Raw genomic sequence first — 1,767 nt, forward strand, 5'->3', positions numbered from 1 at the left:
CAGATGACCCTGCGTCGCCTGCCGGATGAAGATCCGCAGAATCTGGCGGACCCGGCTTACCGCCGCCGTCGCATCATCATGCAGAACATGCGTGACGAAGAGCTGGCCATTGCTCAGGTCGAAGAGATGCAGGCAGTTTCTGCCGTGCTTAAGGGCAAATACACCATGACCGGTGAAGCCTTCGATCCGGTTGAGGTGGATATGGGCCGCAGTGAGGAGAATAACATCACGCAGTCCGGCGGCACGGAGTGGAGCAAGCGTGACAAGTCCACGTATGACCCGACCGACGATATCGAAGCCTACGCGCTGAACGCCAGCGGTGTGGTGAATATCATCGTGTTCGATCCGAAAGGCTGGGCGCTGTTCCGTTCCTTCAAAGCCGTCAAGGAGAAGCTGGATACCCGTCGTGGCTCTAATTCCGAGCTGGAGACAGCGGTGAAAGACCTGGGCAAAGCGGTGTCCTATAAGGGGATGTATGGCGATGTGGCCATCGTCGTGTATTCCGGACAGTACGTGGAAAACGGCGTCAAAAAGAACTTCCTGCCGGACAACACGATGGTGCTGGGGAACACTCAGGCACGCGGTCTGCGCACCTATGGCTGCATTCAGGATGCGGACGCACAGCGCGAAGGCATTAACGCCTCTGCCCGTTACCCGAAAAACTGGGTGACCACCGGCGATCCGGCGCGTGAGTTCACCATGATTCAGTCAGCACCGCTGATGCTGCTGGCTGACCCTGATGAGTTCGTGTCCGTACAACTGGCGTAATCATGGCCCTTCGGGGCCATTGTTTCTCTGTGGAGGAGTCCATGACGAAAGATGAACTGATTGCCCGTCTCCGCTCGCTGGGTGAACAACTGAACCGTGATGTCAGCCTGACGGGGACGAAAGAAGAACTGGCGCTCCGTGTGGCAGAGCTGAAAGAGGAGCTTGATGACACGGATGAAACTGCCGGTCAGGACACCCCTCTCAGCCGGGAAAATGTGCTGACCGGACATGAAAATGAGGTGGGATCAGCGCAGCCGGATACCGTGATTCTGGATACGTCTGAACTGGTCACGGTCGTGGCACTGGTGAAGCTGCATACTGATGCACTTCACGCCACGCGGGATGAACCTGTGGCATTTGTGCTGCCGGGAACGGCGTTTCGTGTCTCTGCCGGTGTGGCAGCCGAAATGACAGAGCGCGGCCTGGCCAGAATGCAATAACGGGAGGCGCTGTGGCTGATTTCGATAACCTGTTCGATGCTGCCATTGCCCGCGCCGATGAAACGATACGCGGGTACATGGGAACGTCAGCCACCATTACATCCGGTGAGCAGTCAGGTGCGGTGATACGTGGTGTTTTTGATGACCCTGAAAATATCAGCTATGCCGGACAGGGCGTGCGCGTTGAAGGCTCCAGCCCGTCCCTGTTTGTCCGGACTGATGAGGTGCGGCAGCTGCGGCGTGGAGACACGCTGACCATCGGTGAGGAAAATTTCTGGGTAGATCGGGTTTCGCCGGATGATGGCGGAAGTTGTCATCTCTGGCTTGGACGGGGCGTACCGCCTGCCGTTAACCGTCGCCGCTGAAAGGGGGATGTATGGCCATAAAAGGTCTTGAGCAGGCCGTTGAAAACCTCAGCCGTATCAGCAAAACGGCGGTGCCTGGTGCCGCCGCAATGGCCATTAACCGCGTTGCTTCATCCGCGATATCGCAGTCGGCGTCACAGGTTGCCCGTGAGACAAAGGTACGCCGGAAACTGGTAAAGGAAAGGGCCAGGCTG

General features: G+C 57.8%; 4 protein-coding genes. All 4 read left to right on the top strand.

Annotation, left to right across the window (positions count from 1 at the left end):
• A partial coding sequence (locus VXQ92_RS16690) for a major capsid protein (RefSeq protein WP_416682574.1) occupies positions 1 to 768 on the top strand: 768 nt, incomplete at its 5' end.
• A gap of 41 nt (positions 769 to 809) precedes the next feature.
• A complete protein-coding gene (locus VXQ92_RS16695) occupies positions 810 to 1,208 on the top strand; it encodes a DNA-packaging protein FI (RefSeq protein WP_000158919.1) in 399 nt (132 codons plus the stop codon).
• Between the two features lie 11 nt (positions 1,209 to 1,219).
• Positions 1,220 to 1,573, top strand: coding sequence for a head-tail joining protein (locus VXQ92_RS16700; protein WP_000752979.1), 354 nt, complete (start codon positions 1,220 to 1,222; stop codon positions 1,571 to 1,573).
• Between the two features lie 11 nt (positions 1,574 to 1,584).
• The coding region (locus VXQ92_RS16705) for a phage tail protein (protein WP_032229900.1) at positions 1,585 to 1,767 on the top strand (183 nt) is incomplete at its 3' end.

Source organism: Acinetobacter sp. 228 (assembly GCF_048147885.1).

Excerpts from the sequence above, each read along its gene's own strand:
- VXQ92_RS16695 (WP_000158919.1), top strand. The coding sequence starts at position 810 with ATGACGAAAGATGAACTGATTGCCCGTCTCCGCTCGCTGGGTGAACAA.